Here is a 24,080-nt window from a genome sequence, read left to right as displayed (position 1 = left end):
AGGCGCCAGAAGGGCACTAGGCAATGGGCGGGCGCTGGCCGATAAAAACGCCACGTCCTCGAAAAAGAAACCCACTTTTTCTTCGTGCGATGCTTTTCAGGGAAGTTTTCCTTGTCCTGTGGCTTTATCGGCACTAGTACGTCCTGTACGTAGGAGCTAGACATTCAAAACTACCAATTAAAAATTTATGGTAGTTTTTTTCTTTATACATCTTTTCATCATTCTTTCCATATAATGTATCAGCTTGGTTTTGTGAGGGTGAGATGTATTGCTGGATATTTATATGGAGTCAGATAAAGAAGTGATTAGTTTTTGTGAGTCGTTATTTCAAATTAACAAAAAGATTGAGTTACATTGGAAGACGAATGAAGAATGGGGGAATCATTTACAAATCGAAATTGAGGATGTCGATAATGCATCGCTTGATTCAATTGCAAGAGCACTTGTTGATGTATTTATGTTTCATCGTTTGTCAGATATGATACGATCAGTTATAAAAGATGTATACTATTACTCAAATGATGATGAAATCGATAAGATATTAGATCTTACTCATTGGATCATTACTGGGGGGGATGACGAAAATATAGATTTGACCGATACTGAAGATCCAGGTTTATTTTTGGAGTCATTATTTATTACAATGATAAGAAGTTCGTGTACCGTTCATTATGATTCATTGGTAACGTTCCGAATAAAACCATTTAAAGAACTTATCAAGTGCTTTACTGGACTAGCTATTGATGAATTGAAACGGGAAGAGGACCATCAATCTTTTGTAAACGCACTTAGGGAATATATAGCTAAAAAGAAAGCGGTATTTCCAACCATTTATATCATACAAGGAGATCCGTTTACATTTTTCGATTCAAACGGAAAACGTTTTACAAACATAGATTTACAAGTGATTATGCAAAAGGAACCGTTGTATATTGTTGGGTTAGATAATAATGAATGGAATTTATCTCCGTTAATAGCGATGGCTCCTGAAACGATAAAAATTTATGGGGATAATCCGGTTGAACCAAAAACATTAACGATTATTAATGTTTTTCAGGAGCGAGTAGAATTTGAACCGATGAACAATTTTCCTTTTCCTCAATATTTAAAAAAACTATGAATTGCCACTTGCAAATATAATTTGCTGGCGCTATAATAAAATTTATATATATTTTAATTAATATTTGGTAATGATAAGGACAAGATCGTTTGCGGCTTGTACAGTAAAGAGAGGGAAGTCATTGGCTGGAAACTTCCTCAGGTACATCAAATGATTACCACCTTTGAACTCTACTATTGAAATAATTAGTAAGTAGTAGCGTATATTCTGCGTTAAAGATCAATGAAGCCGTGATTATATATCACGGGAATCAGGGTGGAACCACGTGACCAACGCTCGTCCCTTTGCAATAGTGCAGAGGGATGGGCGTTTTTTGTGTCAAAAACGAAAGTGTCTGGTTAGCGGCGTATTGACGTTGTAGCTGGATGTGTCTAGTAAAAGAAAAGAAGGAGTGTTTTTCATGGCAGCAGAAATTTCAATCATTTTTCCAGATGGGGCTAGCAAAGAATTTCCTAATGGAACTACTGGAGAAGACATTGCATTCTCTATATCACCTGGATTAAAAAAGCAAGCATTAGCAATTAAGTTAGACGGTAAGCTAGTAGATTTACGTCGTGGTCTAGACCATGGTGGTGAAATTGAAATTATTACCTATAAAAATCAGGAAGGTCTAGAGGTTGTACGGCATTCCACTGCTCATCTTATGGCCCAGGCAGTTAAACGTTTATATAAAAACGTGAAATTTGGTGTTGGTCCTGTCATTGAAGAAGGATTCTATTATGACATGGATATGGAACATTCCCTAACACCAGAGGATCTACCTAAAATTGAAAAAGAGATGCAGCGAATTGTTGATGAGAATTTGGAAATTGAACGTATCGAAGTATCCAGGGAAGAAGCGAAGGAAATGTTTCGTTCAATTGGCGATAATTTAAAGCTTGAATTAATCGATGCGATACCTGAAGGTGAACAAGTAACAGTCTACAAGCAGGGTGAATTTTTTGACCTATGTAGAGGTGTACATGTCCCTGCTACAAGTAAAATCAAAGCCTTTAAATTATTGACTATATCTGGCGCATATTGGCGTGGTGATAGTAATAACCAACAGCTTCAACGTATTTACGGAACAGCTTTTGAAAAACCAGGCCAAGTTCAAGACTATTTAAAACTCCTAGAAGAACGTAGAGAACGTGATCATCGAAAACTTGGAAAAGAGTTGGAGATATTTACTGTTTCACAAAAAGTAGGTCAAGGATTACCATTATGGTTACCTAAGGGTGCAACAATTCGTCGTAATATTGAACGTTATATTGTTGATTTAGAAGAACGTTTGGGCTATGACCATGTTTATACTCCAGTTTTAGGTAGCGTGGAATTGTATAAGACTAGTGGACACTGGGATCATTATAAGGAAGATATGTTCCCTACACTTGAAATGGATAATGAAGATTTAGTTTTACGCCCGATGAACTGTCCACATCATATGATGGTCTATAAGAACCAGTTATATAGTTATCGTAATTTACCAGTACGTATTGCGGAGTTAGGTACCATGCATCGTCATGAAATGAGTGGGGCTCTTGCTGGATTACAGCGTGTTCGAGCGATGACATTAAATGATGCACATATATTTGCCCGCCCAGAACAGTTGAAGGATGAATTTATTCGAGTGGTAGAACTTGTACAAAAAGTATATCAAGACTTCGGAATCAATGAATACTATTTCCGACTTTCGTATCGCGACCCAGAAGATAAAGAGAAATATATAGATAATGACGAAATGTGGGAAAAAGCACAGGCAATGCTGAAAGAAACAATGGAAGAAATGGGAGTAGACTATGTGGAAGCTGAAGGGGAAGCGGCATTTTACGGTCCTAAGCTTGATGTGCAAGTAAAAACGGCATTAGGAAAAGACGAAACATTGTCCACTGTTCAGATTGACTACCAGTTACCAGAACGATTTGATTTAACTTATATCGGAGAAGATGGAAAAGAACACCGACCAGTAGTGATTCATCGTGGTGTCGTTTCAACGATGGAACGTTTTGTAGCATTCCTTTTAGAAGAATATAAAGGTGCCTTCCCTACTTGGCTGGCTCCTGTTCAGGTAAAGGTCATTCCAGTATCTCCAAATGTTCACTTAGAGTATGCTAAGGATGTAGCAGATAAACTTCGATTACAGGGTATACGAGTAGAAGTTGATGAACGAGATGAAAAAATCGGCTATAAAATCCGTGAGGCTCAAACACAAAAAATTCCTTTTGGATTAGTTGTCGGTGACAATGAGATAGAAGAAAACGCAGTTAATGTACGTAGATATGGTGAAAAGAACTCCGAGACAATTAGTTATCAAGATTTTGAACAATTAATTACAGAGGAAAATAAGAGCAAAACATTACGAAAACAGTAATGATGCTATTCATTTTAACTTTACCTAAGCATATACTATAGTAGGTAAAGTTAATGATTAGCTTTTATGCTAGGGTTGTTTGACATAGACTGGATTCAATGGTATAGTATAAAAGTTGAATAAAATTAAATGATCTGAGACAAGTAGAGGCACCCGCTTCTCACCTGTTCAACGCATACATGCAGTTGACTGGTTTCTAACTTCTTTAAATAAATGATTAAAGTCGTGTGGGTGCATATATTGTACCTGCACTTTTTTTATGACCGCTTGTCAATGAAGGATCAGGATTACTTTACACTATTTTGGAGGTGGCTGGCTATTAGCAAAGATATGAATGTAAATGAAAAAATTCGTGCGAGAGAAGTACGTTTAATCGATTCAAACGGTGACCAACTTGGTGTTAAATCACGTCAAGATGCATTAGAAATTGCCCAAACTAGAAACTTAGATTTAGTTTTGGTTGCACCTAATGCAAAACCACCAGTTTGTCGAATCATGGACCATGGAAAATATCGCTATGAGCAACAAAAGAAAGAAAAAGAAGCTCGTAAAAATCAAAAAATTATTAATGTGAAAGAAGTTCGTTTCACACCGGGAATTGGCGAACATGATTTTGTTACAAAATTAAAGAACGCTAGAAAATTCCTTGAAAAAGGTGACAAAGTAAAAGCAGCTGTACGTTTTCGTGGTCGAGCAATCACTCACAAAGAACTTGGTCAAGAAGTATTAGACCGACTAATTGAGGAGTGTAAAGACATTTCAACGGTTGAATCAAGACCGAAAATGGAAGGTCGTAATATGTTCATAATGCTCGCACCCATAAACGAAAAATAATTCTTAAATGTTTACAAGGAGGAAATCTCATGCCTAAAATGAAAACCCATAAAGGTTCTCAAAAACGTTTTAAAAGAACCGGATCTGGAAAATTAAAACGTTCACACGCTTACACAAGCCATATGTTTGCAAATAAATCGCAAAAACAAAAACGTAAATTGCGTAAAAGCACACTTGTATCTGCAGGGGACTACAAACGCATCAAAGCAATGCTTCCAAAGTAAGCTACTAAACTAAATTAAATGATATACAATGATATAGATTTGTATTAGGAGGGTATTAATATGCCACGTGTAAAAGGTGGAACAGTTACGCGCAGACGTCGTAAACGCGTACTAAAATTAGCAAAAGGTTATTATGGTTCAAAACGCACGCTATTTAAAACAGCAAAACAACAAGTAATGAAGTCAGGTCAGTATGCTTATCGTGACCGCAGACAGAAAAAACGTGATTTCCGTAAATTATGGATTACACGTATAAATGCTGCAGCTCGCATGAACGATATCTCGTACAGCAAATTGATGCACGGATTAAAAGTTGCTGGTATTGACGTTAACCGCAAGATGTTGTCAGATTTAGCTATCAATGATGAAAAAGCTTTCGGACAACTTGTAGAAAAAGCAAAATCAGCAATTAAGTAAAGAAAAGCGGAGGCGACTGGTCAGAAGTGGACGCATAAGCAAGGAACCGAAGAACGCAAGGGTTTAAGCGTTCGGAGTGTTCATTGCTTATGACGGCAGCTTCTAGGAGCCATAGCTAGATAATAAATGAGAAAATGACCAAATTCCAATGAATTTGGTCATTTTCTATAAACGAAGGAAAGATTAAAATGAACATAGAAATGGTAGTTGTTTGGTACTTGGTCATCATAAACATTATTGCTTTTATTCTTATGGGAATCGATAAAAGAAGAGCGATAAAGCATAAATGGCGTATTTCTGAGAAAACACTTCTGGTAACTGCTATAGTTGGGGGATCAATAGGAGCAATCGTCGGTATGCGGATGTTCAGGCATAAAACAAAACATCGTTTATTCACAATTGGAATGCCGTTTATTTTAGTCATACAGGTTGCATGTGTATTTATTGTTCCTTCCATGTCATAAAGGCTCGTCTTATGTCATATACATGTACTAAGTGGTCTTTTCACATGCTGCACAAGATGGCAAAGGCAAGCAGAGGAGGCATGGTATGGAACTGTTTGGTAGTTATCTAATGGCGGTGGTTGAAACTGGTGGTATATTTGCACCGCTATTATTCATTAGCTTTCATTTACTGAGACCATTGTTTTTCCTTCCAGTAGTATTTATCTGTATTTCAGGCGGAATATTATTTGGAGCTGTCGCAGGAAGTGTATATTCGATTATCGGCATTACATTATCAAGTATGGGTTTCTATGGATTTATTCGTTGGATGCCAAAAACGTTCAAAAAGCTTGTTCATTTAAAAGGAAAACTAATCGGGAACCATTCAGAATTGACCACCTCGCAAATTGCAATACTTCGTCTTATACCATTTATTCATTTTCATCTTTTATCACTCTGTTTAATTGAAGTCACACAAGGTTTTAAGGATTATACGAAATCATCTTTATTAACAAATATACCCTTAGCACTTTTGTATACATCGATAGGGAAATGGATTTCTAACTTATCCCCTCTATACATTATCGTGTTACTAGTTGCAATCCTACCACTTATATATTTTTTAAGAAGAAAAGAAGTTGTTATTAAGTGGAATGAGTTTTTTCCCGTTCGAACATAATATTAGTTTTTACCAGGAAGGAATTCAAATTAAATTTGAATTCCTTTTTTCCATTTTTACTTTCATTCAATTGGGGTTAATACTAGTTTATTAACTGGGTGCTTCCATTCTATTTTGGAATATGGATATCGAATTAAGATTTCTTTTTCCAAAAAGTATAGATCATCGCGTGTAAATCCTTTGAGTTCCATTGGTTCATGAACAAACACATGGATGGTTACTACCTCAAAGGCTTGTTCAGTTGTACCAAGATATTTTTCCCCTTCAAAGGAGCAACCTTTATAAACAAACTGGAAATTTTTTTTACTGTTGCCCGGCTCATCCAAAAAATAAAAATCATTATGGGCCTTTGCAATGTGTAATTTTCGTTTTGGATTTCGAAAATATTGATAAAATGTGTAGACGAGAAGAATGATGGCAAACAATATTAAAATCCGAAATAAAATAATAATCATATTCAACCGTCTCCTTGAAAGTTTGTTATTCTTATATACGATATAAGCATGTCTCAGGTTTCACATTTCGAAAGTTTTTCATGATACAATCATAACAAACATGAAAAGAGGGATAATAATTGGACTGGGAAAAACTATTTTCGATGCAAAAACAACTAGATAGTCATATCGAAGAAAAAAATGATGTGGATAAGAATCAACTTTTTGAGTCAAAATATCTTGCATTACTCGTGGAAATAGGAGAGCTTGCAAACGAAACGAGATGCTTTAAATTCTGGAGCGCAAAAGCACCAAGTGATAAGGACACCATCCTCGAGGAATATGTTGATTGCCTTCATTTCATTATGTCACTAGGAATTGAAAAAAGTTATCTATACGAATCTAATAGCGATTATTCATCCAATGTGTCTGCAACTGATCAGTTTAATAAATTGTTCAGCCAGTGTGTATTATTTCATGAGAAGGCAAATCGGACAAACTATCTGAATATGTTCCATCACTTTTTAGTGTTAGGTAATGCCCTGGGCTTTGACGAACAAGCAATCATCGGGGCTTATAAAAAGAAAAATGATAAAAATTATGAAAGACAAGAACAGGGATACTAGTAAATATTTTGTTATTTTTCTAAATAAAGTTATAATTGATGGTGGATTAAATTTAAGGAGGAAAATACATATGCCAAAATTAGATGAAACACTAACCATGTTTAAGGATTTAACCGATGCAAAAGGAATTCCGGGTAATGAAAAAGAAGCAAGAGATGTTATGGAGAAGTATATTAGTCCATACGCAGACGAGGTTTTCACTGATAACCTAGGTAGCTTAATTGCTAAAAAAAGTGGTAATGAAAATGGACCAAAAATCATGGTAGCAGGTCACCTTGATGAAGTTGGTTTCATGATTACACGAATTGATGAAAAAGGATTTATTTATTTTCAAACAGTTGGTGGATGGTGGAGTCAAGTAATGCTTGCTCAACGTGTTACCATTATGACTGGTAAAGGGGATGTGACAGGTATTATCGGTTCACAACCGCCACATATTCTATCTCCTGAAGCTCGTAAAAAACCAGTAGATATTAAAGATATGTTTATTGATATTGGTGCATCAAGCAAAGAAGAAGCATTCGAATTTGGTGTTAAACCTGGTGATTCAGTCGTTCCTTATTTTGAATTCACACAGATGAAAAATGAAAAAATGCTTCTAGCTAAAGCTTGGGACAACCGTATTGGTTGTGCAATCGCTATTGAAGTATTAAAACAGTTGAAAGGCACAGATCACCCAAATGTTGTTTATGGTGTTGGTACTATTCAAGAAGAAGTTGGATTACGGGGAGCAAAAACCTCTACACACGCAATCAAGCCTGACATTGGATTTGCTGTTGATGTAGGAATTGCAGGAGATATGCCTGGAGTCTCTGATAAAGATGCAGATAGTAAACTGGGCGATGGGCCTCAAATTATTTTATATGATGCATCAATGGTTTCTCACAAGGGTGTTCGTGACTTCATCATTAACACTGCCGATGAGAATAATATTCCATACCAATACGCAACAATGTCTGGTGGGGGAACGGATTCAGGTTCGATTCATTTAACAGCAAATGGAGTTCCATCATTATCTATTACTGTTGCAACCCGTTATATCCATTCACATGCTGCAATCCTGCACAGAGATGACTTTGAAAATGCGGTAAAATTGATTGTAGAAGCAATTAAAAAGTTAGACAATGATAAAGTAAAAGAAATTGTTTTATCCTAATAAAAAAATCAGTAGCAATTTGCTACTGATTTTTTGTTTCTATGCCAAATAATTATTCATTACTTTTTCGACATAGTTTTGTGTTTCTTCAAATGGTGGTATTCCTTGATATTTATCGACATTACCTGGTCCTGCATTATATGCTGCCAAGGCTAATTCAATATTACCATTATAGCGATCTAACATTTGACTTAAATACTTTGTACCGCCTTCAACATTTTGAGAAGGATCTAACGGATTCATTACACCAAGACCTCTGGCAGTTGCAGGCATTAACTGCATAAGTCCAAGTGCCCCGGCACTACTTTTCGCATTTGCATGATAGTTAGATTCAGCATTAATGACTGAATGAATGAGTTTTTCATCAATGCCATATTTGTTCGCTTTTTGTGTAATAAGTGAATCGAATTGCGTCGGTGAAATGGCACTTCCCACTGGGTTAACCGGATTATATGTAGACACAGAAGGAAAGGTGGGTGCACTATTATACAGTATGTTAGTTTGCTGTTTGGTTTCTGCCTGGTTTATTCTATCTTGTAATAGTTGTTTAAAAGCTAGATCAATTAAAGGAGAATTATAGGACTTTGAGTTATCAGATGATGACATGATTGACATAGCTTGAAATTTAATGAGATTCTGCAATTTTTGTAATTCCATCATGTTTTTCTCCTTTCTCACTACTTGTCTATATTTTAGCCATAAGACCATACATATGCAATAAATTTTTACAATATTTGTGGTTTATTGCCAGCCTCAATTAATCTATTTTGATAAAATGTGTCCTTTCCAATACAGAAAATCCGATCACATAAATTTATAATTTCATCCATATCATGTGAGGTAAAGAGAATCATAGTGCCTTTTTCCTTGGCTAGCTTTTGTAGAAAAGCACTAATCTCGTTCTTTGATTTTAAATCGATTCCTACAGTAGGTTCATCTAATAATAAAACTTCTGGATCGTGTATGAGGCTAATTGCTAAATTTAATTTTCGTTTCATACCACCAGACAAACGCTTTACAGGTTCCTTCCATTTATCTAATTTCATATCCAAGCAAATTTGGTATAGTTCTTCATTTGTTTTTTTTACTGTGGATAACTTTTCGAAAAACATCATGTTTTCTTGTACTGTGAATTCTTCCCATATTGCAATTTCTTGAGGAACGAAACCAATCATTTGCCTTATGTTTTTAATGTTTTTATCGAATGGCAAAGAATGAAGGGATAATGTTCCTTTTGTTGGCTTTGACAAAGTTGCTAGGATTTTTAGTAACGTTGACTTACCAGCCCCATTTTCCCCAACAAGGCCAACAATTTCACCTGAATTTATCGTAAATGATAGGCAATCTAGAATTTCGCGGTTACCATAGGTTTTGGATAATGAAGTTACATTAAGCATAATACTGCTCCTTTCGTACATACCATATGATAGATGAGATTAGTAGAAAAACTGGCCAAAAGTTTATTAGGTCACCTGAAAGTAAGGGACCTAACGGATTAATTGCAGTGAACCATGGCCACCTAGATAAAAGTCCGTTTATTGGTAAAATTGCTCCGCTACTTATCATTGTCAAAAGTGTAATCGCAAACGAGACCACATAGTAACGAAAAGTATTTTTAAATAGAAGCGCTAATAAAAATGCACCTAGAAGAAGGATTAAACGATAGCACATCATCCCAATAATAAAAGACATACTAATTTGTACATGATGAAGCGAGTAAAAAACAGATAATGTAATAGTATCCATCAAAATAAGTAAAAGGCTATAAAAGCCGAAGCTTCTCACCAAATATCCTTTAAAACTAATTCCCATAAATGCGAATCTTGGTAAAACCGGAGAATGGTTTTCCTTCACTACCCAGTCAAAAAGAAGCAGTGTAGATAGCATGCTGAAAATACTCCAAATCCCCCAAATATTCCATAAAGGTATGTTCTTGGTTGACTTCGACTCCACTTTGTTGAAGTCGAAGGAAGTTTGCAGTAAATGTTCCTCTTTCTCTATTTCTTTACTCTTTGAAATGATTTCATCCCATGACCATTCTGAATCTGATTGATAGTTTTCAGCTAATTCTTTAATAATATAGGCTGTTTTAGATCGTCCTGTTTCTTGTTGAACATAGGACAGTACCATTTCCTTTACAAGTGAATAAGCAAACGATTGGTTGGATTGATAGCTTGTAATGATGTGATTTCTTTTCCCTTCACGTATTTGATCAGCAAAATCACCGTGTATCACAAAAACACTATCAATTTCATGTTTTTTCAATTGATATAAAGCAACATCCTTGGTAAGATCCCGAGCCTCGATGAATGATGTTGTCGAAATTTCATTAAAAAGTTCATTTGTGACTTCATTGTGGTCTTCTATTACAATGCCTACTGGAATCTTGCTGTCATCCTGTACAGCGCTAAATATAGTTGTTAAACCAATTGAGGCTACTAATGGTATGAGCAGCCAAAACAGTAGGCTGATCCAATGCTTTTTCATATGTAATAAACGTGCTTCTATAACTTTTTTCAACGCGAAACACGCTCCTTCCAGGTAGAGATACCAAAAAAGATAAGGACTCCGATAATCATATAACCAATAAGAGGGAGAAAAGATACATATACACTATTATTCAAAATGATTTCTTGTAACCAATGGAGTGCTTGGTAAGAAAAGCTGTAAGGTAATATTCCCTGAACGTAAAACGGGTAATAGATTGTTGGGACGATTGCACCACTTACTAATAAAAGCAGTCCTGTATAAAAAGTTTGAACGAATAAACGAATTTTTGATGCCGTAAGAATTACTTCTATTATCGCTAGTCCAACTAAAAACACAAAACTATAAACTAGCGTCAATATGGCAATTTTTCCATAATCACTTAAAAAGAGTTGTGTATTTAAAAACGCAATAATTCCGATGAAAATAATAGCAGTAAAACAGATTGTTACGATCCATGAAACAATCATTTTAGCAAATACTTGCTGTGTATCTGTTACACTATATAATCGCATTCTATTCTTCATCTTAGATTCTTCTTCTCTCGTTAAAATAGAGTATAAAGTCAGCAGCCAAATCGTTACGATAATAAATAAACTACTAAGTCCATAATATTGAATAGGGGAGTTTGAGACATTGTTCGTTAGCGTTTCTTCATCTAAAATTTTGTCTTTTCCTAATGTATAGAAAACGAAATTAGTAAACTGCTTGAATAAGAAGTCATTGCGGGTTTCATCGTCCATTTCTAATTGTTTAGCATAATAATTTATGGTTAGTATGTTAGCTTGGGCAGTTTTGATGTGACGTGAAACACTATCTATTAACTCTTTGACTAAATAGCTCTCAATTCGCTTGTTTGGATTTCCAACTATTTCTAACGTGACAGGAGTACCGTTATACAAGTTATCGGTAAAGTCCTCTGGAAAAACAATGTACGAACTCAGATAATTACTTTTTATGGCTTGTTTTGCCTTTGTAGCTGACATAACCTCTATTTGAATAGCGTTGTTTAATTGGGATGATTCTTCTAATACTTCGACTACCATCGTTGTTTCCTTTGATTGATCATGGTCAATAAGCCCTACCTGAATCGCTTCATTATCGACTGGTGTGAAAAAGGATATAATCACATAGGCTGACAAACCCACAATGATAATAGGAAACAGAAAAAGCAGAGGAAGTGATGGCCACTTCCTCTGTAATTGTCTTACATTATTTTTTATAAACAGAAATACGTGATGAAAGAAAAGCATTTACATACACCCGTTTCCTATAGTCCGTTAAGGTTTCCGCCTGAAGCCATAATTCCCATTAACCATTGTTGAAATTGTGGGGCAACTTCCATTTGGAAATACTGCGTAATTTCATTTACTTTCATACTACCAATATCTTTAACTTCTGGGTCTTCAGGAATTTCTACCTGTTTAATAAGTTTTGCATCTTTTGCTACATGAAGACTTAACATATCTTCCGGCATCCCAGGAATTTGAACTGCAAAAGTATGTTCAGAATTCATTTCGTCTTCCTTATAACTTGCATTACCTGACCAATTTAATTCACCTTGGTCTGGACCAGTTTTGAATGAGAATAAACGTTCAAATTCTCGTTTTCCATCTTCCAAAGTTGAGGTACCTTCATATGCTAGTTCAAAATCAGCAGCAGCTAGTTTAATAGAATCATCTGCTTTTTTATTCTTCCATGATAAATCACCAGTTATGGTCATAGATGAATCATTCTCGATATCACCAATAGTATAGTCGAAAGTCTGTTTTGTTTCGCCTAGCATTTGTGTACCTTTTATTTCAAGTGTTACTAGTTCATCCTTAGATGGCCCCATTTTAACGGAAAAGTCACGTTTAACAATAAGGTCATCATTAACCCAGATGGTAGATGTGAATCCGTCAGGAATTTGAAAGGACTCAAGTTCTTTAATCGCAGTGTCTAACGATGCATCGAATTCTTCCATCATGCCATCAATATCACTTTCAAGCGCTGGTGCTATGTTTGAAGTTGAAACTCCCGCACCCAACGATTGGATAGCAATCTGCTCGCGAATTATTTCTTTTAATCGCTTATCATCTTTCATTTTTTCCATAGTTGAAGTTAGCAAATCTTTTACTTGTTTTTCAGTTAAATGAAACGTGAGTTTTTCAGCATCAATAGATTTTGAATTTACTTCTACTGCTTCTTCAGTTGCTTTGAAAGCATCATCCGGTAATTTATCATAAATCATTTCTGCGTATTCTTTTTTTAAATAGTCAAGATCATCTTCGGATAAAACTTTTGATCCACTAAAGAATGTATCAAAATCAACCTTTTCTTTACCGGTGTAAATTTCAGGATCAACCTCATGTAAAAGTTTACCAATATCTCCTTCTTTAATTTGAAGAAGTTCTTTTAGGAAAGGAAGTTCAACTAAAAACTTTTCCGACGTAAGATAAAGGTTCAATCCGTCGATTGTAATTCCACCAAAAGCACCACTTATCTCAGTAGCCATTTTCTTTTCTTTTCGATCCAACGAATTGTTTATAGTTAATGTAGAGTTGTTTATAATCTGTGCCGGTCCAAACGGAGTAGCGTTAGCAGCGGGATCATTATATGTAGCAGAAAGTTCAAACGAAGATTCAGTAGGACTTTCTTTTACTTTTTCCTGCCAATTTAACTCTGGTTCAAAACGTTTTTCAAATTGTTCTCCAATTACTTCAAAGCTGTTTTTCTCTGCTAAAAAATACTTTTGTTTCTCAGAAACATTTAAAAGAACAAAAGCAGAAACGCTTCCACCAACAATTAATAGTGCAGTAATAATAAAGATTATGAATTTTTTCGAAGTACCTTTTTTACCTTGCATTGTATCAAAACCTCTTCCTTTACTTTTTTGGCAGACAAGAAAGTATAACTAATTTCTTACTGCATAAGTGCAACTAAGGCTTTCGCCATTAAAAGCTTGGCGATAAGCCAAGTTTTCTAATGTGTAATCATATGTATGATGTGACTTCTTGATGAATTACAACTTAGTTCATAAATTCATTTTACAGTGCAATTAATAATAGTCAATATGTGCCATTATAAGTTATACGCATAATGAGTCTAAAGTCCTTTTATTTTCTTGAATTTAAGATAACAAAATAATGCTTTATAACCTTATATATGGAATTATTTGTAATTTAATTTATTTTGGAATTAATAATAAAGGCATTTGTCGGATTTTATCGAAAACAGTAGTGCTTTTTAATTATTTTTTTTATAAGGATCTTTTCGTACGCATTGTTGCTTTTCATCTTCATAGTTTATATATTGCGACGTAATTGCTATGTTGATTTCCGCTGCGGACAGTTGCGCACCTTAGGGCACGGCCTCAGCCTCCTTGCCCCGGCAAGGGGTATGCCGACGTTGTCCGCAAAGGACGGTTTTAGTCGGCCCTCATCATAAACCACTCTGCGGGGTCTTCGGACACGTGCTGTTCCCGCAGGAGTCAACTGTCCGCAGCGAAAATCAACTGCTATAATAGTGAAAGGGACTATATAGTACTGCTTCCAGACACCATGTTAGCGGAGGAAAACCACGGAGACTCCTGCGGGAAAGCGAAAAGGCCACTGAAAAAGTGGTGGATTTTAAAAATATACCTTTACACCTTAACTTAGCATTTCGAATATACGGTGACTCCTGCGGGAAGCAAGAGATCGGCGAGACCCGCAGGACGGCAGTCCGAGGAGGCTTGACACTCGCCCTAAGGTGCGCGAAGTATATTCGAATATGCGATGGTGGATCCACATATTTAGTACTATATTTAACTTTTTCAGTGGCCTTTAAAGCGAAGTGATGAGACCCCCAGTGAGCGTTCTTTGCGATCGAGGAGGCTCAGCGCAAGCCCTAAGGTGCGCGTAGTGATTTTTCCGTAGCGGTCGCAGGGCACGGAACATGATTTTTCGTTACGTCGCAGTTTATATCTATTATCTTATAAAGCAAGGATTTTTGGGAATACAGCCTTACATAAAAAAAGATAGATGCTTAATTTCGCATCTATCTTCTCAATTTAGCCTGCATTTATACTTTTCACACCTTGTTCTAAAGCGTCTATCATTTCTTTCTTCTCTGTTTCATCTGATTCTTTCCAAATTAATTCGAATAATACGCCCAATCCTGGCAGCATTTTTTCCTCACCATTTTGTATGGCGTCTACAATGGTTTCTTCTAACTGTTGCTGATCGTTTGCCGCTATATTTGACAGAATTGCTTTACGAAGATTTAAATCCATCTTAATTCACTCCTTACATATTTATAACTGAATATAGTTTGACCTAGATTGTTTGAAATATGTATGATAAGAATATAAAGTGAAACTTCATTTAGTGGTTTTTTGTCTTCACTAATTGTTAAATGAACTAATCGGGCTTGTACGGGCAGTTATTAGTGTTTTACGGCCCGTGAAACTGCGATAAATAATGAGGATGCGATTTAATGATAACGTCAGTACAGAATGCTCAAGTAAAAAATTGGGCTAAACTAAAAATGAAAAAGTTCCGAGTAAAGACAGGCCTGTTTTTAGCTGAAGGTGAACATTTAGTTTCGGAAGTGCATAATAGTGATTGGAAGATAGAAGAAATTATCATCCAAGAAGGAACGAATGCACCTAACTTTGCAAGTGAATATCCTACCATAGCGGTTGCGGAAAATGTGTTTCAACATATTACAGATACAAAAACCCCCCAAGGAATTGCGGCTATTGTAAAGATAGTGGAACCCGAGTGGTTAGATTTCAGCTCAGTATTGTTAATTGATTCTATTCAGGATCCCGGGAATTTAGGTACAATGATACGTACAGCAGATGCAGTTGGGTTTGATGCAGTTATTTTAGGAAAGCATTCGGTTGATCTGTTTAATAATAAAGTAATTCGTTCCACTCAAGGGTCATTATTTCATATTCCAGTTTTCCAAGAAAATTTGGCACTGAAGATTCCTCTGCTTCAGAAAAAAGGATTCACTGTTTGGGCAACCTCACTTGAAAATGCCCAACCTTATAAAGAAGCAACTGTAGGAAACAAAATGGGTTTGCTTGTTGGGAATGAAGGTAATGGGGTAGATCAATCATTAATTGAGTTGGCGGATTATAATGTAAATATACCAATACACGGTAAAGCTGAGTCCCTAAATGTTAGCGTGGCAGCTGGAATTCTTATGTACCATATTAACGGATAATACTTGCATCAAACGCATTAATTATCTATAATGAAATCAAATTTATAATAAAAGGATGTTCAAAAAGTTACCAAATGATAAATGGCGAATCTCTTCGTTACTTTTTGAACACCATTATAGTAAGCTATGAAAGAGCATATTAGCGATAAGAAATAGTTCAGGAAGGAAATGCCTTAGATTGGAAGCGTTTCTACTATTCATTGGTAATTATTCACTCTGGAGCTGGCACTTAGACCTTGTAAGAAAAGCGCAAGCGCCCGTATAGTGACTAATGGACTGTCCCCACGTAACGTGGGTAGTCCAATAGTTGCTGGGTGCTGGAGCTAGACATTACTAGTAAAGGTGTTCCGGATTAAATCCGTTATCAAGTTCAAGTGATAAACAATGAATTACGATTGTTTATAATCAGGGTGGTACCGCGAAATAACAACCTCGTCCCTTTTATGGACGGGGTTTTTTTATGCAAAAAAGGAGGCTAATGATATGAAAGAAGAATTGGAAACACTACAACAGGAAGCACTGGATAAAATTAAAAACACAGAGCAATTAAAAGAAATTCAAGACATTCGTGTCGCCTATCTAGGGAAAAAAGGGTCCCTGACTGGAGTCCTAAGAGGAATGGGTAAGCTATCCAAAGAAGAACGTCCTGTAATTGGAGAAATAGCTAATCGTGTGCGTGAGACAATTACTGCATCATTGGAAGAAAAGGGCGATGTTTTGAATGAACAAGCTCTTGAACAGCAACTTGCTAAAGAGACAATTGATGTAACATTACCTGGTCGACCAATTCATGTCGGTGGACCACACTTATTAACATCCATTATAGAGGACATAGAAGATTTATTTATTGGGTTGGGATTTGAGGTAAGAGAAGGTCCAGAAGTAGAAACAGATTACTTTAACTTTGAAGCATTAAACTTACCAAAAGATCATCCCGCCCGTGATATGCAGGATTCTTTTTACATCACAAATGAACTGTTACTTCGTACACACACCTCACCTGTTCAGGCGAGAACCATGCAAGGACTGAATGGTAGCAAAGCAGTTAAAATGATTTGCCCAGGAAAAGTATATCGTCGTGATACAGATGATGCGACACATTCACATCAATTTACACAAATGGAAGGTCTTTATGTAGATAAAAACGTTCGCATGAGTGATCTAAAAGGAATTTTAGATGCGTTTGCTAAAAAAATGTTTGGTACGGATAGAAAAATCCGTTTGCGACCTAGCTTTTTCCCGTTTACAGAGCCTTCAGTTGAAATGGATATTTCATGTAAGGTGTGTAATGGGGATGGATGTTCAGTTTGTAAAAAAACTGGATGGATTGAAATTTTAGGAGCAGGTATGGTACATCCAAACGTATTGGAAATGGCTGGGTATGATTCAACAGTATATTCAGGTTTTGCTTTTGGAATGGGACCTGATCGAATCGCAATGTTAAAGTACGGCATTGATGATATTCGTCAATTTTACACAAATGATAAACGATTCTTGAAACAGTATCATCAGGCATAAAGGAGGGAGATTGCAATGTTAGTATCATTAAATTGGTTACAAAACTATATCGATATTGGGGAAATTAAAGCAGAGGATTTAGCGGAGAAAATTACGAAGACAGGTATTGAGGTTGAAGGTATCGAATATGTTGCCGAAAAAAGCGAAAATGTAGTTGTAGGTTATGTGAAGGAATGTGAGCAACATCCAAATGCAGATAAATTAAACCTTTGTCAGGTTGATGTTGGCGATGAAGTATTACAAATTATTTGCGGAGCACCTAATATTAAACAAGGACAAAAAGTTGCGGTGGCTAAACCTAAAGCCGTTTTACCAGGTAACTTTAAAATAAAAAAGGTTAAACTGCGTGGAATCGAGTCAAACGGTATGATCTGTTCCCTACAGGAGCTAGGAATTGCTGAAAAGTATGTTCCTAAAGATGTGGCAGATGGTATTTTTGTTTTCCCTGAGGACGTAGAGGTTGGTCAAGATGTTACATCCTTACTAAATTTAGACGATGCTATTCTTGAGTTAGGATTAACACCAAACAGAGCAGATTGTTTAAGTATGCTTGGTGTGGTTTATGAGGTTGGCGCTATACTAGACAAACCAATAAACTTACCTGATGAAGCTTATAAAGCCAGCGCGGAAAGTGCCAGTGATTATATATCTGTAAAAGTAGAGGAAGATGAATTAGCTCCATACTATGGTGCTTTTATGGTGAAAAATATCACGGTGAAACCATCTCCATTATGGATGCGTAATTATTTAATGGCTGCTGGAATACGCCCAATCAATAATGTTGTCGATATTACAAACTATGTATTACTTGAATATGGTCAGCCGTTACATGCATTTGATTATGACCGTTTGAAGTCCAAGGAAATTTTGGTGAGAAAAGCAAGAGAAGACGAAACACTTATCACTTTAGATGACCAGGAACGAAAACTAAAAAATGATTATTTGGTCATTACCAATGGAACAGATCCAGTTGCACTTGCAGGTGTGATGGGTGGAGCTAATACAGAGGTTTATGATGAAACGTCAACGATATTATTGGAAGCGGCTTACTTTAATCCAACTTCTGTTAGAAGAACGGTAAAAGATACGGGACTTAGGAGTGAATCAAGCACACGCTTTGAAAAAGGTGTCGATCCCAATCGTGTAAAACGTGCTGGAATGCGTGCATGTCAACTTCTTGAAAAATATGCCGATGGAGTTGTACTTAGTGCTCCAGTAGAGTTTAATGCTTTAGATGTAGAAGAAAAGGAAGTTTCTATTACTACAGAGGAAATTAATAAAAAACTTGGTACAGAAATCAAGCATGAAGAGATTGGAAGTATTTTAACGAAACTTCGCTTTTCGTATGTAGAAGAAAATGGTCAATTTCATGTAACCGTTCCTACACGTCGTGGAGATATCACGATTTTTGAAGATATGCTTGAGGAAGTAGCGCGTATCTATGGATATGATAATCTTCCATTCACCCTTCCTACTGGTGATGGTCAGGTAGGTGCACTAACGAAGCGGCAACAATTAAAGCGTGATATCAAAGGATTCTTGCAAGGTGCTGGATTAATGGAGACGATTACGTATTCTTTAACGAATAAAGATTATGTAGAGTCGTTTGTAAGTCCTGAAATCATTGAACAAGATGTTGTTCCAGTTAAACTTGCTATGCCGATGAGTGAGGATCACAGCCATTTGCGTCTAAGTTCTGTGCCTGAATTACTGCATACTATTTCATATAATCATGCAAGAAACCAAACAGACATTGCTTATTATGAACTAGGATCGGTATTTATTTCAAAGGAAACAACTATTAAAAATCAGCCAAATGAGCAGTTGCGCATATCAGGGGCTGTGGCTGGATTATGGCATGAACATCAGTGGCAACAAGAGAAGAAGCCAGTTGATTTTTATGTTGTCAAAGGTATTGTAGAAGGATTGTTTAACTATCTGGAGGTTCCGGTTTCATTTAAACAAGTGAAATTAGCAGATATGCATCCGGGACGCTGTGCAGTTATATCCATAGGAGAACAGGTTGTTGGCTATATGGGGCAAGTTCATCCACGAATTGAACAGAAGATGGATTTAAAAGAAACATATGTATTTGATATTAATTTAGATGTTGTATTGGAAAATTACACACATATTCCAAACTATAAACAACAGTCAAAATATCCATCAGTTGTGAGAGATATTGCCTTTGTGATGGATGAAAGTGTTCACGCTGGGGATGTAAAATCCCGGATAGAAGAAGTTGGTCAACCATTGGTTAAAAACGTCCATATTTTTGACGTATACCAAGGTGAACATTTACCTGATGGTGAAAAATCAATAGCATATAGCTTACTGTATCAGGATGATTCCCGTACATTGAAAGATGACGAAGTAGAGGAATCATATCAAGCTATTATTGAAGCGGTCAAAGACCAATTCGGTGCATACGTACGATCTTAAAAAACTAGGGAGTCCCAATTGAGGGACTCCCTAGTTTTTTCATATGGCCCAAGCTTAAGAATAGGTGAAATGCCGGTGAAATGCGTGAATTCGCCGATGACAACACACATCCCTTTTTACAAATAAGCCTCGGCTTTCTTTGTGTTCACAAAATGTGTTTTCGCACAGAAATCTAACGCTTCATGTCCTTTTTCCCGAATGATTTTAGCTATTGCCTTATCAACGTGTTGTGATGCACCCTTTGGTAATGTCGTCCCAACTTCTTTAGAAAGCTTATCCATTTCCTTTAAGAAACTAGTTCTTGCTATAATGGAAGCAGCAGCAACGGCTATGGAATGGCTCTCAGCTTTCGTAATAAAATATGTATGTGGAGCGCTTTTTTGTTTTTCACTAGAAATATATTTGTTGTACAAGCTTGGCTCACAAAATTGGTCAATGACAATACCTTCGTAGGATCCTTGATCTACTTTATTTAAGACGTTGTTAATAGCGTGATGATGCGACATGGCTTTCATTTTCCCCTGTGACCAACCACGAGCTTTCAATGCATTATATTTTGGGTTTCGTAAAACAAGTAATGAATAAGAAATATTAAGCCCCAATATTTCTTTTGATAGACGTTGTATAGTCTTGTCTGTAAGATTTTTGGAATCCTGCACACCTATTTCTTTCAATTTAGCTATTTGATCTTGTTTTACATAAACACTTGCAACTGTCATTGGGCCAAAGTAATCACCAGTTCCTGCTTCATCCGAGCCAATATGTGAAACATTAAATAGGCTACTCGGTGGAGCAAAACTATGTGTTGTCTTAGTCTTAGAAGAGGGTTTAGTCTGTTTTTCTCCGTCTGAAAGTTCATCTACCCACTTTATGGATTCAAACTCAGCTGACTTCCCTTGAAACATAACTTTTCCTGAACGATAAGCAGTTATTACTGCGTTAGAAGTTTTTGCTCGAAAGACAGCGCCTTGCGGAATATCAATAATGGAGCCTTCATAATAAAGCTTCATTTCTTTGATTTTTTCTTTAGAAAATACATGTATTTGTTGTGACATCATAAACACTCCAATCAACTTCATACACAAACTATAGCAAAGAACGATAAATAAAGGAAAGTGTACTATCTTGAATGCTTTCCTAAATTGATGTCTTCATGTTAATATAAAGTGTACTATTTTAAACGTTATACATATAAAAACATATACTTTCTTAAAGTGAATTTAGGGGGGCGACCCGAGTGACCCAGAATGACAAAACTCGAACAACAGTTGAAATACATAATAAATCCTATACAATTGTAGGGCATGAAAATGCACATCATGTACGTTTAGTAGCAAGTCTTGTTGATCAAAAAATGAACGAAATAGAAAAAATGGACAATACACTGGGAACTACAAGATTAGCTGTATTAACTGCTATTAATACGATGAATGATTACTTAAAATTAAAAGAAGACTATGCAGCACTATTAGGATCTATGAAGAAGAAAGAGGATTAATGACATATGGTTGATATTATTTTATTACTTTTACTGATTTTTGGATTTTTTGTAGGTTTAAAACGAGGATTTATTTTACAATTGTTCCATTTAATTGGATTCATCGTTGCATTTATTGTAGCAGCTATGTATTATGATCAATTGTCTTCAAGATTGGCGTTATGGATACCGTATCCCGAACTGCCCGACACTAGTGCTTGGGCAGCTTTCTTAGAAAACTTACCACTAGAAGCAGCGTTCTATAATGCGGTTGCCTTTGCAATTATATTTTTTGCGGTAAAAATAGTACTTCAAATCATTGCATCGATGCTCGATTTTGTAGCAGAATTGCCTGTACTGCATTCTGTGAATAAATTGCTTGGGGGTATTCTGGGTTTTATCGAGATTTATTTAATTCTATTTATTATCTTGTATATTCTAGCATTGACTCCGCTACCGACTATTCAATCATGGGTAAATGATTCGGGTATTGCGATGTTCATTGTGGAACATACACCATTGTTTTCTGAGAAGTTAAAGGATCTTTGGTTTAATCACATTGAAGGTTTGATTCATTCAAAATAAAAGATCAAAGAGAGAGCTGATTCTAAATAGGTGGAATTACAATTGTGACAAATGTACAATATGTATAACCTATCTAGGATCAGTTTTTGTTGTATTTATATAAAAAGAAGGTGACATAAAATGACGGTTAATAAAAAAGACGTACTCAAGTTGTTGGAAAGGGTTGCTGTATATCTAGAGTTAAAAGGAGAAAATTCTTTCAAAATATCTGCTTATCGCAAAGCAGCGCTTGCCCTTGAACAGGACGACCGATCATTATCAGAAATTGACGACTTCACAAAAATTAAAGGGATCGGTAAAGGTACTAGCGCAGTTATTGTGGAATACATAGAAAACGGAAAATCTGATACGTTTTTACAACTTGAAAATGAAGTACCTAAAGGGCTGGTTCCATTACTTAATTTGCCAGGACTCGGTGGGAAAAAGCTCGCGAAGTTATATCAGGAACTGGGCGTTAAAGATGCAGATTCATTACAAAAAGCGTGCCAGTCAGGTGAAGTGGAAAAGCTTGCGGGTTTTGGAAAAAAAACAGCAGAGAAAATTTTACAAGCATTGGAGGATGCAAACAGTCGTCCAGAGCGTCTGCCCATTGCCATGATGATTCCTATCGCAGAAAATATAGAATCGTATTTAACTACTATTAAGGAAATTGATATGTTTTCACGTGCTGGTAGCTTAAGACGTATGCGTGAAACTGTTAAGGATATAGATTTTATCATTTCATCAAATCGACCATCCAAGGTTCGTGATGCTTTACTCGAGATGGACAATATAAAAGAGGTAATTGCAAAAGGGGAAACAAAAGTATCTGTTACATTAGATGAGGTTTATGATATTAATGTTGATTTCCGTATTGTTGCATCAAAAGAATTTGCTACTACGCTGCATCACTTCACAGGATCAAAAGAACATAATGTTGCGATGCGTCAGTTAGCTAAAAAACGTGATGAAAAAATTAATGAATATGGAATCAGTCATCTTGAAAGTGATGAAGTAGTTACGTTTGAAAGTGAAACAGAATTTTTTGAGCATTTTGGGCTACCTTATATTCCTCCAGAAACCCGGGAAAATAAAGGTGAAATCGAATCCTATTCAGAAGAAATTCGGTTACTGGAACTGACCGATATTCGAGGCGATCTCCATATGCACACAACCTGGAGTGATGGTGCGCAATCACTAGAAGAGATGGTTAATCAAGCAAGAAATTTTGGATATGACTATATTGCAATTACAGACCACTCGAAATTTTTACGTGTCGCAAATGGATTAAATGAAACTAAACTCCGCAAACAACGTATAGAAATAGAAAGAATTAATGATAAATACGATGATATTCATGTTTTTGCAGGGGTAGAAATGGATATTTTGCCGGACGGTACCCTCGATTTTGATGATGACTTTTTAAAGGAAATGGATTTCGTAATTGGAGCAATTCATTCAAGCTTTAATCAATCACAAGATAAAATTATGCATCGTCTGGAAAATGCCATGGAAAATCCGTATGTAACGTTTATCGCTCATCCATCGGGTAGATTAATTGGTAGGCGTTCAGGTTACGCCGTTGATATGGAAAAACTTATTCAAAAGGCCAAAGAAACGAATACGGCTCTTGAAATTAATGCTAACCCAAATCGCTTGGATATATCCGCAGATTGGGCACGTGCAGCACAAGAGAGTGGTGTGAACATTGTCATCAATACAGATGCACATAGTTACCATACACTTGAGAATATGAAACATGGCGTGGGAATAGCCCGAAAAGGGTGGATTGAAAAAGAAAATGTTCTCAACACATGGTCGAAAGATAAATTGATAAATTTTATGAATCAAAAAAGGTAGTTTCGTTGCTTAATAAATAATGAATTAGGAACACTGTGGATAAATGAGGTACTTAATTAGCCACGTCCAGCTCCAGCGCCTAGCCCGCCTGAGGTTTTAAGTCAAATCTCTTTGTGATAAAAATCATCACTAAGAGATTCGTCTTAAACTTGTCGGGGCTGACCAAGGCGCTTGCGCTTTTCTTAAGGGCAAGGAAAGTATAAACGAAAGTCTGTCTAGCTCCAGCGCCCAGCGCCTAATGGACTTCCTTCAC

The 24,080-nt window shown here is 36.2% G+C and carries 23 protein-coding genes and 2 other annotated features; of the genes, 15 read left to right on the top strand and 8 right to left on the bottom strand.

The genetic code is table 11. The features are described 5' to 3' along the window. Positions 1-268 precede the first annotated feature (268 nt). From ytxC to LG329_RS03610, 7 genes are all read left to right on the top strand, one after another. On the top strand, positions 269-1,120 hold the full coding sequence (ytxC, locus tag LG329_RS03640) for a sporulation protein YtxC (RefSeq protein ID WP_404453477.1): 852 nt from the start codon (positions 269-271) through the stop codon (positions 1,118-1,120). Positions 1,121-1,181: 61 nt separating this feature from the next. Continuing rightward, positions 1,182-1,407, top strand: a binding site (T-box leader). A gap of 113 nt (positions 1,408-1,520) precedes the next feature. Beyond that, positions 1,521-3,470, top strand: a complete 1,950-nt coding sequence (gene thrS, locus LG329_RS03635; protein ID WP_404453474.1) for a threonine--tRNA ligase — start codon at positions 1,521-1,523, stop codon at positions 3,468-3,470. Positions 3,471-3,605: 135 nt separating this feature from the next. Continuing rightward, positions 3,606-3,734 (top strand) — a sequence feature (ribosomal protein L20 leader region). A gap of 66 nt (positions 3,735-3,800) precedes the next feature. Further along, positions 3,801-4,304: a translation initiation factor IF-3 gene (gene infC, locus LG329_RS03630; RefSeq protein ID WP_404456391.1), complete on the top strand. Its 504-nt coding sequence runs from the start codon at positions 3,801-3,803 to the stop codon at positions 4,302-4,304. A 29-nt stretch (positions 4,305-4,333) separates the two neighbouring features. Next, entirely contained in the window at positions 4,334-4,528 is a 195-nt protein-coding gene (gene rpmI, locus LG329_RS03625; RefSeq protein WP_404453472.1) for a 50S ribosomal protein L35, read from the top strand. A gap of 60 nt (positions 4,529-4,588) precedes the next feature. Next, positions 4,589-4,945, top strand: coding sequence for a 50S ribosomal protein L20 (gene rplT / locus LG329_RS03620; protein WP_404453469.1), 357 nt, complete (start codon positions 4,589-4,591; stop codon positions 4,943-4,945). Positions 4,946-5,145: 200 nt separating this feature from the next. Continuing rightward, a complete protein-coding gene (locus tag LG329_RS03615) occupies positions 5,146-5,409 on the top strand; it encodes a DUF1294 domain-containing protein (protein ID WP_404456388.1) in 264 nt (87 codons plus the stop codon). 85 nt (positions 5,410-5,494) lie between these two features. Further along, entirely contained in the window at positions 5,495-6,067 is a 573-nt protein-coding gene (locus LG329_RS03610; protein ID WP_404453466.1) for a TVP38/TMEM64 family protein, read from the top strand. Positions 6,068-6,129: 62 nt separating this feature from the next. On the opposite strand, the gene LG329_RS03605 is transcribed toward LG329_RS03610, so the two are convergent. Then, complete coding sequence (locus LG329_RS03605) at positions 6,130-6,522, bottom strand: sigma-w pathway protein ysdB (RefSeq protein ID WP_404453463.1); 393 nt, start codon at positions 6,520-6,522, stop codon at positions 6,130-6,132. Between the two features lie 119 nt (positions 6,523-6,641). Here LG329_RS03605 and LG329_RS03600 point away from each other — a divergent pair, with 119 nt between their 5' ends. Continuing rightward, positions 6,642-7,127 (top strand): dUTP diphosphatase, encoded by a 486-nt coding sequence (locus LG329_RS03600; RefSeq protein WP_404453460.1) that lies wholly within the window; start codon positions 6,642-6,644, stop codon positions 7,125-7,127. Positions 7,128-7,197: 70 nt separating this feature from the next. After that, entirely contained in the window at positions 7,198-8,283 is a 1,086-nt protein-coding gene (locus LG329_RS03595; RefSeq protein ID WP_404453457.1) for a M42 family metallopeptidase, read from the top strand. A gap of 39 nt (positions 8,284-8,322) precedes the next feature. Here the strand turns inward: LG329_RS03595 and LG329_RS03590 are convergent, their stop codons facing one another. The 6 genes from LG329_RS03590 to sspI form a co-directional block, all read right to left on the bottom strand. Then, complete coding sequence (locus LG329_RS03590) at positions 8,323-8,940, bottom strand: lytic transglycosylase domain-containing protein (RefSeq protein ID WP_404453454.1); 618 nt, start codon at positions 8,938-8,940, stop codon at positions 8,323-8,325. Positions 8,941-9,008: 68 nt separating this feature from the next. Continuing rightward, entirely contained in the window at positions 9,009-9,680 is a 672-nt protein-coding gene (locus tag LG329_RS03585; protein ID WP_404453452.1) for an ABC transporter ATP-binding protein, read from the bottom strand. Further along, a complete protein-coding gene (locus tag LG329_RS03580) occupies positions 9,673-10,803 on the bottom strand; it encodes an ABC transporter permease (RefSeq protein WP_404453449.1) in 1,131 nt (376 codons plus the stop codon). Before LG329_RS03580 ends, LG329_RS03585 begins: the two co-directional genes overlap by 8 nt. Beyond that, a complete protein-coding gene (locus tag LG329_RS03575) occupies positions 10,800-12,023 on the bottom strand; it encodes an ABC transporter permease (protein ID WP_404453446.1) in 1,224 nt (407 codons plus the stop codon). Before LG329_RS03575 ends, LG329_RS03580 begins: the two co-directional genes overlap by 4 nt. A 17-nt stretch (positions 12,024-12,040) precedes the next feature. Continuing rightward, positions 12,041-13,618: a hypothetical protein gene (locus LG329_RS03570; RefSeq protein WP_404453443.1), complete on the bottom strand. Its 1,578-nt coding sequence runs from the start codon at positions 13,616-13,618 to the stop codon at positions 12,041-12,043. A gap of 1,185 nt (positions 13,619-14,803) precedes the next feature. After that, positions 14,804-15,025, bottom strand: a complete 222-nt coding sequence (gene sspI, locus LG329_RS03565; RefSeq protein WP_404453441.1) for a small acid-soluble spore protein SspI — start codon at positions 15,023-15,025, stop codon at positions 14,804-14,806. A gap of 203 nt (positions 15,026-15,228) precedes the next feature. On the opposite strand from sspI, the gene LG329_RS03560 reads away from it, so the two are divergent. From LG329_RS03560 to pheT, 3 genes are all read left to right on the top strand, one after another. Then, positions 15,229-15,966, top strand: a complete 738-nt coding sequence (locus LG329_RS03560; protein WP_404453439.1) for a TrmH family RNA methyltransferase — start codon at positions 15,229-15,231, stop codon at positions 15,964-15,966. 483 nt (positions 15,967-16,449) lie between these two features. After that, the gene (gene pheS, locus LG329_RS03555; RefSeq protein ID WP_404453437.1) at positions 16,450-17,484 is read left to right on the top strand and encodes a phenylalanine--tRNA ligase subunit alpha; all 1,035 of its coding nucleotides are present in this window, start codon (positions 16,450-16,452) and stop codon (positions 17,482-17,484) included. A 15-nt stretch (positions 17,485-17,499) separates the two neighbouring features. Beyond that, complete coding sequence (gene pheT / locus LG329_RS03550; RefSeq protein ID WP_404453434.1) at positions 17,500-19,926, top strand: phenylalanine--tRNA ligase subunit beta; 2,427 nt, start codon at positions 17,500-17,502, stop codon at positions 19,924-19,926. A gap of 116 nt (positions 19,927-20,042) precedes the next feature. On the opposite strand, the gene rnhC is transcribed toward pheT, so the two are convergent. After that, a complete protein-coding gene (gene rnhC / locus LG329_RS03545; RefSeq protein WP_404453431.1) occupies positions 20,043-20,981 on the bottom strand; it encodes a ribonuclease HIII in 939 nt (312 codons plus the stop codon). Between the two features lie 182 nt (positions 20,982-21,163). On the opposite strand from rnhC, the gene zapA reads away from it, so the two are divergent. The 3 genes from zapA (at position 21,164) to polX (ending at position 23,827) form a co-directional block, all read left to right on the top strand. After that, entirely contained in the window at positions 21,164-21,424 is a 261-nt protein-coding gene (zapA, locus tag LG329_RS03540) for a cell division protein ZapA (RefSeq protein WP_404453428.1), read from the top strand. 6 nt (positions 21,425-21,430) lie between these two features. Beyond that, the gene (locus LG329_RS03535) at positions 21,431-21,988 is read left to right on the top strand and encodes a CvpA family protein (protein WP_404453425.1); all 558 of its coding nucleotides are present in this window, start codon (positions 21,431-21,433) and stop codon (positions 21,986-21,988) included. Positions 21,989-22,108: 120 nt separating this feature from the next. Continuing rightward, positions 22,109-23,827, top strand: coding sequence for a DNA polymerase/3'-5' exonuclease PolX (gene polX / locus LG329_RS03530; RefSeq protein WP_404453422.1), 1,719 nt, complete (start codon positions 22,109-22,111; stop codon positions 23,825-23,827). The last annotated feature ends 253 nt before the right edge of the window (positions 23,828-24,080 follow it).

The organism is Virgibacillus necropolis (assembly GCF_044793635.1).
Taxonomy (GTDB): Bacteria; Bacillota; Bacilli; order Bacillales; family Amphibacillaceae; genus Virgibacillus_F; species Virgibacillus_F necropolis_A.
The sequence above is the reverse complement of the archived record's forward strand: the minus strand, read 5'-3'. Positions and strand labels throughout refer to the sequence as shown.

Excerpts from the sequence above, each read along its gene's own strand:
- thrS (WP_404453474.1), top strand. The coding sequence starts at position 1,521 with ATGGCAGCAGAAATTTCAATCATTTTTCCAGATGGGGCTAGCAAAGAA.
- infC (WP_404456391.1), top strand. The coding sequence starts at position 3,801 with ATGAATGTAAATGAAAAAATTCGTGCGAGAGAAGTACGTTTAATCGAT.
- rpmI (WP_404453472.1), top strand. The coding sequence starts at position 4,334 with ATGCCTAAAATGAAAACCCATAAAGGTTCTCAAAAACGTTTTAAAAGA.
- rplT (WP_404453469.1), top strand. The coding sequence starts at position 4,589 with ATGCCACGTGTAAAAGGTGGAACAGTTACGCGCAGACGTCGTAAACGC.
- LG329_RS03615 (WP_404456388.1), top strand. The coding sequence starts at position 5,146 with ATGGTAGTTGTTTGGTACTTGGTCATCATAAACATTATTGCTTTTATT.
- LG329_RS03610 (WP_404453466.1), top strand. The coding sequence starts at position 5,495 with ATGGAACTGTTTGGTAGTTATCTAATGGCGGTGGTTGAAACTGGTGGT.
- LG329_RS03605 (WP_404453463.1), bottom strand. The coding sequence starts at position 6,522 with ATGATTATTATTTTATTTCGGATTTTAATATTGTTTGCCATCATTCTT.
- LG329_RS03595 (WP_404453457.1), top strand. The coding sequence starts at position 7,198 with ATGCCAAAATTAGATGAAACACTAACCATGTTTAAGGATTTAACCGAT.
- LG329_RS03590 (WP_404453454.1), bottom strand. The coding sequence starts at position 8,940 with ATGGAATTACAAAAATTGCAGAATCTCATTAAATTTCAAGCTATGTCA.
- LG329_RS03585 (WP_404453452.1), bottom strand. The coding sequence starts at position 9,680 with ATGCTTAATGTAACTTCATTATCCAAAACCTATGGTAACCGCGAAATT.
- LG329_RS03575 (WP_404453446.1), bottom strand. The coding sequence starts at position 12,023 with ATGCTTTTCTTTCATCACGTATTTCTGTTTATAAAAAATAATGTAAGA.
- LG329_RS03570 (WP_404453443.1), bottom strand. The coding sequence starts at position 13,618 with ATGCAAGGTAAAAAAGGTACTTCGAAAAAATTCATAATCTTTATTATT.
- sspI (WP_404453441.1), bottom strand. The coding sequence starts at position 15,025 with ATGGATTTAAATCTTCGTAAAGCAATTCTGTCAAATATAGCGGCAAAC.
- LG329_RS03560 (WP_404453439.1), top strand. The coding sequence starts at position 15,229 with ATGATAACGTCAGTACAGAATGCTCAAGTAAAAAATTGGGCTAAACTA.
- pheS (WP_404453437.1), top strand. The coding sequence starts at position 16,450 with ATGAAAGAAGAATTGGAAACACTACAACAGGAAGCACTGGATAAAATT.
- pheT (WP_404453434.1), top strand. The coding sequence starts at position 17,500 with ATGTTAGTATCATTAAATTGGTTACAAAACTATATCGATATTGGGGAA.
- rnhC (WP_404453431.1), bottom strand. The coding sequence starts at position 20,981 with ATGTCACAACAAATACATGTATTTTCTAAAGAAAAAATCAAAGAAATG.
- LG329_RS03535 (WP_404453425.1), top strand. The coding sequence starts at position 21,431 with ATGGTTGATATTATTTTATTACTTTTACTGATTTTTGGATTTTTTGTA.
- polX (WP_404453422.1), top strand. The coding sequence starts at position 22,109 with ATGACGGTTAATAAAAAAGACGTACTCAAGTTGTTGGAAAGGGTTGCT.